Genomic DNA, 7,741 nt, shown 5'->3' with positions numbered 1-7,741 from the left:
TTTGGAACCTGTAGTTTCAATTTTTTGCGTCTTCCGCAAACATCATTGAAAAGCTTATTGGGCTCCATTTCTTTCAATTGCTCTATGGTATGGATATTCATATCTCTAATGACAGGAATAAGACCTTCCGGAATACCTTCACTCATGAAATCTTCATCAGTGGCAATCTTCACTTTTTTCTCAGGTCTCATCTGAGGGAAAAACAACACTTCCTGAATAGTAAAATTATTGGTCAATAGCATAGTAAGTCTATCTATGCCTATGCCAAGACCTGAAGTAGGTGGCATTCCATATTCCAATGCCCTGAGGAAATCATCATCCATGGCCATGGCTTCATCGTCTCCTCTTGCCGCCAATTTCAACTGCTCTTCAAACCTTTCCCTTTGGTCAATCGGATCATTGAGCTCGGTATAAGCATTGGCAATTTCTTTCCCATTCACAAAAAGTTCGAAACGTTCTACTAAGCCTTCTTTTGACCTGTGCTTTTTGGCCAAAGGTGTCATTTCTATTGGATAGTCGGTAATATAGGTTGGCTGTATCAAGTTGGCCTCTACTTTTTCACCAAAAATCTCATCGATCAATTTGCCTTTTCCCATGCTGTCATCGACCGCAATACCCATATCGGTACAGACTTTTCTCAAACCGGCTTCGTCCATTTCGCTAACATCGATTCCCGCATATTCTTTGATGGAATCATACATACTCAAGCGGGTGTATGGACCAGCAAAATCTATCTCTTTATCTCCGACTTTTACCTTTGTAGTGCCATGGATTGATTCGGTAACTTTTTCCAAGCATTCTTCTACCATTTCCATCATCCATATGTAATCCTTGTAGGCCACATAGATTTCCATGGAAGTGAACTCAGGGTTATGCGTTCGGTCCATTCCTTCATTTCTGAACATTTTACCGAATTCATATACTCCATCAAAGCCACCAACTATCAGCCTTTTAAGGTAAAGTTCATTGGCTATCCTCAGATAAAGCGGCATGTCCAGGGTGTTATGGTGTGTTTGGAATGGACGTGCTGCTGCTCCTCCATGCACTTGCTGAAGGATTGGTGTCTCTACTTCGAGCCAGCCATGGTCATCAAAATACCGGCGCATGTTACTGATGATCTTAGACCTTGTAATGAAAACATTTTTCACTTCAGGGTTAACTGTGAGGTCTACGTAGCGTTGCCTGTAGCGTAGTTCGGGGTCTGTAAAGCCATCATAGACATTTCCGTCTTCGTCTCTTTTGACAACCGGAAGAGGCTTCACTGCTTTGGATAATACCTTCAATTCGGTAACATGAAGTGAAATTTCACCAGTTTGAGTGGTGAAAATATACCCTTTGACTCCTATGAAATCTCCTATTCCCAAAAGTTTTTTGAAAACAGTGTTGTAAAGGGTTTTGTCTTCTCCTTCACATATATCATCCCTTCTCACATAAATCTGAAGTCTTCCTGTAGAATCCTGGATTTCTGCAAAAGAAGCAGACCCCATAATTCTTCGGCTCATCAGTCGGCCTGCAATAGAGATGTTTTTATAATCGTTCTTCCTATTCTCGTAATTATTGTGAATATCTTCCGAAGTGACATTGATTGGGAATGGTTCTGCCGGATAGGGGTTAATCCCCAGTTTCATCAGCTCCTCCCTGTCTTTTCTTCTTTCTAATTCCTGTTCGCTTAGTAATTGCATTTTTTATATCCTGTATTTATATCTCTTATTTTTAAACCTGAAATTTCCGGTTCCAAATAAGACTAATGGGAAATAGGTTTAACGGTTCTGTTACTTTTTTCTTCTGGCAATCTCTCTTTTGATCAAGTCCAGCTCCCTACTGCTTTGACCTGCAACAGAAGTGTTTTCTTCGGCTCTTCGGGAAAGGTATGGCATTACTTTTTCAACCGGCCCGTAGGGTACGTACTTGACCACATTGTATCCCGCATCGGCCAGGTTATAAGAAATGTTATCACTCATTCCATATAATTGAGCAAAATATACTTTCGGATCTGCAGGGTTGATTTCATAGTCAGCTATCAATTCAGTTAGGTATCTATTGCTTTTCTCATTGTGGGAACCTGAAACCAAACCTATATTATCAAAATTTTCTACACAAAATTTCAAAGCGGCATCGTAATCCCTGTCAGAAGATGCTTTATCTGGCTGTATAGGACTTGGATAACCTTTGTCTTTGGCACGATCCCTTTCTTTTTCCATATAAGCCCCTCTTACCAACTTGGCACCTAAAAGATAACCTTTATCCAAAGCGGTTTTATGGGCTTCTTTAAGTCTTCCAAGCATATCATGCCTATACATTTGATAGGTATTGTAGACGATGCAGGAATCTTTATTGTATTTCTCCATGGCTTCGTAGGCCATCTCATCGATGACATCTTGAAACCAGGATTCTTCAGCATCAACCAAGATTTTGGTGTTGGCATCAAAAGCAGCCCTACACAGTTCATCAACCCTCTTTTTTAACCTTTCAAATGAAGCTTTTTCTTTATCGTTAAGTTTTTTGCCCGCTTGGACCTTGGTCATGATTTTGAAGTCTCCCAATCCTGTAACCTTAAACACAGCAAAAGGAATCTTATCATCTCCAGCCGATCTTGCGATTGTCTTGAGAATTTCCTGTTTGGTGCTTTCATAACTTTCTTCGGTGCCTTTTCCCTCTACAGAATAATCCAAAATTGTATGAATATTAAATTTCGCAAGGTCCTCAAGGGCTGTTTGACAATCTTCTATGTCTTCTCCACCACAGAAGTGACCAAACATGGTTTTTTTCATTAAACCTTTGATAGGAAGCTTCAATGCAAATGACCAATTGGCCAATTTGGTTCCCAAGCTTACAGCAAGGTTATTGTTAACAGTGGCGAAAATGAGGTACATTTTTCTTAGGTCAGCATCCGATTTGGAAGCAAAAGCCACTTCTAGGTTCTCAAAAGATATTTGGGGTTTTACTGGCATAACGAGTCGTATCTGGCTGCAAATATATTAAAAAAACACCATGGGGATAGGTTATGTTTGGCTAATTCAGACCATTGAAATAATTTCCCAGTGATTTTTCCTCACTGATCCTTTAGCAATACCCAACCAAATCCTTACTTTCACTAACAAGTAGCTTAGATCTGCTGTTTATTAATTGTAAATCAATTAAAGTAAATAGACTTGGACATTGTTAATATAGACAAATGGGGGATAGGTGCAGCATCGCCGCTGTATATAGCAGGCCCCTGCAGTGTGGAAACTCCAGACCAATTGGAAGCCACAGTCAAAGATTTGGCTGAAAGAGGGTTTAAGATAATTAGAGGAGGTGTATGGAAGCCAAGAACCCGCCCAAATAGTTTTGAAGGGGTGGGAGAAATAGCTCTGCCTTGGATTGAGGAGGTGAAACAAAGACACCATGTACGTTTTGCTATAGAGGTTGCAAGTCCTTATCATGTAGAAAAAGCACTTAAACATGGTATAGATCTATTATGGGTTGGAGCCAGGACCACTGTAAACCCTTTTGCTGTCCAGGAAATTGCAGATAGTCTCCAAGGAGTGGATATTCCTGTTTTGGTAAAAAACCCGGTTAATCCTGACCTGGCGCTTTGGATTGGTGCTTTGGAAAGAATCAATCAGGCAGGTGTTCAAAAGCTAGGAGGTATTCATAGGGGTTTTTCCAACTTTAATGATCAGGTTTACAGAAATAGCCCTGCATGGCAGATTCCGCTTGAACTCAAAACAAGATATCCAAATCTTCCTATTCTGAATGATCCCAGTCATATATGCGGACGAAGAGACCTGTTGGCATCTGTGGCACAAATGGCTATGGACCTAAATTTTGATGGGTTGATTATTGAGTCCCACAATGACCCGGATCAGGCATGGTCGGATGCTGCCCAACAGATTACTCCGTTGGTACTGGAAAAACTTATCAAAGGACTCCAAATCCGTAAGGTATCTACGGAAAACCCAATATTTCAATCCCAACTTGAATTGATCAGAGAACAGATTGATCAAGTTGACAATGAACTATTGGAAATCTTAAGCAGAAGAATGAAACTGGTGGAAAAAGCGGGAGAGTATAAAAAACTCAATAATGTGGCAATTTTTCAGATGGAGCGCTGGAAAAAGGTTTTTGAAACCAGGCCAGAGTGGGGGAGATCCCTTCATTTAAACCAGGAATTTGTCAAAGAACTGTATAAGATGGTGCATACCGAGTCCATCAGGAAACAGGAGGAAATCATGGAGAAGCCATTGGAGAAAAAAGAGAAGTGAAAATAGCAGCAGAATTTTATTTTGTGTTTAGGTAAAATTCCTTTTGAAGTTCCTGAATTGTCAACCAAGGAGGCTTAAATTGCTTAAAGTTTAAAAAAATGTTTAAAAATTGATTTGTTTTTAAAAAATCAGCCTTTACATTTGAGACATGTTAATCGCAGCCCTCGTATATTTTACATTCTTTTACTTTTACTTTCGAATGAAAAATCGAATCGGAGCTGCCTATTGTCTTGTAAAAAATTAAAACATCATAAACCAAGAAAAGCCCGATTCGAGAGAGTCGGGCTTTTTTTATTTAAACCTAACACCGTTATGGAAAACCATTTACAAACAAAGGATTGGGGTATTGGCCTAAAAGGCAATACTATCATTGCAGGGCCTTGTAGTGCCGAAACACCTGAGCAGATCGAAAAAGTCTGCTTGGACATGATTAAGGAAAATATGATTCCTGATGTATTTAGAGCAGGAATATGGAAGCCGAGAACAAGGCCAGGCAGCTTTGAAGGTATTGGTGAAGACGGTTTGAAGTGGATGGAGATTGTAAGACATCATCTTAACATCCCTATAACCACCGAGGTAGGTAATACAGCCCATGTGGAAATGGCTCTTAAGCACAAAGTAGATGTCCTCTGGATTGGAGCAAGAACTACAGTAAATCCATTTGCGGTGCAGGAAATAGCAGAAGCACTCAGGGGTGTCGATATTCCTGTAATGGTGAAAAATCCAATGAACCCTGATTTACAACTTTGGTTAGGTGCACTGGAAAGGCTACAGGCTGTAGGCATCAATAAGCTGGCAGCCATACATAGGGGTTTCTCTGACTCTTATGACAAGAGGTTTAGGAACAAACCCAATTGGTCAATGCCAATTCACTTGAAAAGAGAGTGGAAAGGGATGGAGGTCATCAATGACCCTAGCCACATTGTTGGTAATAGAGAAGGGATTTTGGAAACCGCACAACGGGCAATCAACTTTGGTCTTGATGGCTTAATGATAGAAACCCACCATGACCCTGATAATGCATGGTCAGATGCCAAACAACAAGTGACTCCTGCAAGATTAAAAGAAATCCTTTCGAAGATCGATTTTAAAGATAATCTGGGTGAAGAAAATCCAAGTGAGGTCTTGAATGATCTAAGAAACGCCATTGATCACTTAGACGATCAGCTGCTCGATATCCTTCAGGAAAGATTTTCCATGATTGATCAAGTAGGGGCATACAAAAGGGCACATCACTTGACTGTATTCCAATCTGACCGTTGGAAATATGTCATGGAGTCAAGGACCAAAAAGGGCGTTGATAAAAATCTCAGTGAAAAATTCATGAAAGAATTACTGTATTGTATCCATGAGGAGTCAGTAAAACGTCAGGAAAAGCAACTCAGAGAAGCTGATCCCATAAAAAAGTAATATAAAAAAGGCCGGAGTCACTTTATTTTGCTCCGGCCTTTCAAGTTTTGCCTATTTTTGAAATAAATTCAAAAACCTTGGAGACCATTATATTTTCACAGCAAATTGCTCAGGACCTTGGTACCTACATCAAGCAGCTCAATTTTTCCAAGCTTGGGGTTATTACAGACTCCAATACCGAAATAGATTGCTACCCCTTGTTGAAAGAAAGTTTGCCTATTCATCTTCACTACAGCTTTCAGGCTGGTGAAGCAAATAAGAATCTCCATACCTGTATGGGCATATGGCAATGGATGACAGATGGGGGAATGGACAGGAAAGCTCTGATCATCAACCTTGGAGGGGGAGTAACTGGAGATATGGGAGGCTTTTGTGCAGCTACTTACAAGAGAGGAATACGCTTTGTCAATGTACCTACAACATTGCTTTCCCAAGTTGATGCTAGTGTTGGTGGGAAGCTTGGAGTCGATTTTAATGGTTATAAAAATCACATTGGTGTTTTTACTCAGCCGAATGCAGTAATTATTTCAGGCGAATTTCTAAAGACTCTTCCAGAAAGAGAGTTGAGGTCAGGTTATGCAGAGGTGATCAAACACGGCCTAATCAAAAGTGAACCATATTTCAAGTGCTTGAAAGTGGAGGAATGGAAGGATCAAAACTGGAGAGATATTATTGAAAAATCAGTCAGTATCAAAAAAGAAGTGGTCGAAAAGGATCCTAAAGAAGCTGGCCTTAGAAAGATTCTGAATTTCGGACATACTATAGGCCATGCTTTTGAGTCTTTTTACCTGGATACTGAAAAACATCTACTACATGGTGAAGCCATCGCCATCGGGATGCTTTGCGAGGCATACTTGTCGCATAAAAAATCCGGTTTATCAGTTTCTGATTTAAAAACCATTCAGGAAATGATTTTACAGGTTTTCGGGAAATTTGATTTCTCGGATGGAGATGTCGCTGCCATTGTTTCCCTTTGTGGGCAAGACAAAAAGAATGAAGGAGAGGTTATAAATTTTTCCTTGTTGAATCAGATCGGTCAGTGTGATTACAATATTCCTGCAAGTTTGGAAGAAATCACTGAGGCCATACAATTGTATAGATCTTTATAATTTCAAAATCAGACCTATTGAAACCATTAGTTTTAAATCAAATCAGTTCATTTTCCTCGACCACCATACCCCTTCCAGCTTCCAAAAGCGAAAGTAACAGGGCCTTGATTATTGATGCCTTGACACAGGGTGAAAATGAGTTGAAAAATCTTGCAGAAGCAAGAGATACACAGACCATGATTCGTTTACTCAAGGAGAATCCACCTGTATATGATGTGTTGGATGCCGGTACCACAATGAGGTTTCTGACGGCATTCGCAGCTGTCACGGATCAGAACAAAGTTCTTACCGGAACGGCTAGGATGTGTGAGAGGCCGATTGGGATTTTAGTTGAGGCATTAAATGAGTTAGGTGCGGATATTCACTACATGAATATGGAAGGTTATCCTCCCCTAGCTGTTCATGGCCTCAAAAACCAATTGAAAAGCAGGGTAAGTATCAGGGGAGATGTCAGTAGCCAATATATTTCTGCTTTACTGATGATTGGTCCCGTACTGCCTTTGGGGATTGAGCTTGAACTTATCGGGAAAGTTGGATCCAGAACCTACATAGAAATGACCTTGGAATTGATGAAGGCATTTGGAGTAGACCATACCTGGGAAGGAAACGTCATCAAGGTAGAAGCTCAGGATTATAAGCCGACAAATTTCGCTGTGGAAAGTGATTGGTCAGGTGCCAGTTATTGGTATAGCCTCCTGGCTTGCGCAGATAAAGGCGAATTGTTTTTGGAAGGGCTCAAGGAAAGTAGCTTGCAGGGTGACTCCAAAATCGTAGATATTATGGATTTCCTTGGAGTAAAAAGTGAGTTCAAGGATGGTGGCGTTCACTTGACCAAACAAGCAGTAAAAGGTTTGGACCATTGGGATTTTACCCATTGCCCGGATATTGCCCAAACAGTGGCCGTCACTTGCGCCATCATAGGCCAAAAGATGGATTTTACCGGTTTGGAAAGTTTGAGGATCAAAGAGACAGATA

6 protein-coding genes are annotated in these 7,741 nt (G+C 40.5%); 4 read left to right on the top strand and 2 right to left on the bottom strand.

Translation table 11 applies throughout. From position 1 onward, the window contains the following. Together lysS and EA341_RS05875 are read right to left on the bottom strand one after the other, a co-directional pair. Positions 1 to 1,682 (bottom strand): lysine--tRNA ligase (lysS, locus tag EA341_RS05880; RefSeq protein ID WP_293012272.1); only part of this gene is annotated, 1,682 nt, incomplete at its 3' end. A gap of 90 nt (positions 1,683 to 1,772) precedes the next feature. Then, complete coding sequence (locus EA341_RS05875) at positions 1,773 to 2,951, bottom strand: proline dehydrogenase family protein (RefSeq protein WP_293012270.1); 1,179 nt, start codon at positions 2,949 to 2,951, stop codon at positions 1,773 to 1,775. 201 nt (positions 2,952 to 3,152) lie between these two features. On the opposite strand from EA341_RS05875, the gene EA341_RS05870 reads away from it, so the two are divergent. The 4 genes from EA341_RS05870 to EA341_RS05855 all read left to right on the top strand — a co-directional run. Next, positions 3,153 to 4,247 (top strand): bifunctional 3-deoxy-7-phosphoheptulonate synthase/chorismate mutase type II, encoded by a 1,095-nt coding sequence (locus EA341_RS05870; protein WP_293012268.1) that lies wholly within the window; start codon positions 3,153 to 3,155, stop codon positions 4,245 to 4,247. Between the two features lie 312 nt (positions 4,248 to 4,559). Further along, positions 4,560 to 5,657: a chorismate mutase gene (locus tag EA341_RS05865; protein ID WP_293012265.1), complete on the top strand. Its 1,098-nt coding sequence runs from the start codon at positions 4,560 to 4,562 to the stop codon at positions 5,655 to 5,657. Positions 5,658 to 5,734: 77 nt separating this feature from the next. Further along, on the top strand, positions 5,735 to 6,766 hold the full coding sequence (aroB, locus tag EA341_RS05860) for a 3-dehydroquinate synthase (protein WP_293012261.1): 1,032 nt from the start codon (positions 5,735 to 5,737) through the stop codon (positions 6,764 to 6,766). Positions 6,767 to 6,783: 17 nt separating this feature from the next. Next, positions 6,784 to 7,741: 3-phosphoshikimate 1-carboxyvinyltransferase (locus EA341_RS05855; RefSeq protein WP_293012259.1), on the top strand; the 958-nt coding region annotated here is incomplete at its 3' end.

The sequence above is a fragment of the Mongoliibacter sp. genome, assembly GCF_007692705.1.
Classification (GTDB): Bacteria; Bacteroidota; Bacteroidia; order Cytophagales; family Cyclobacteriaceae; genus Mongoliibacter.
This window is presented reverse-complemented; position numbering and strand designations above follow the sequence as displayed.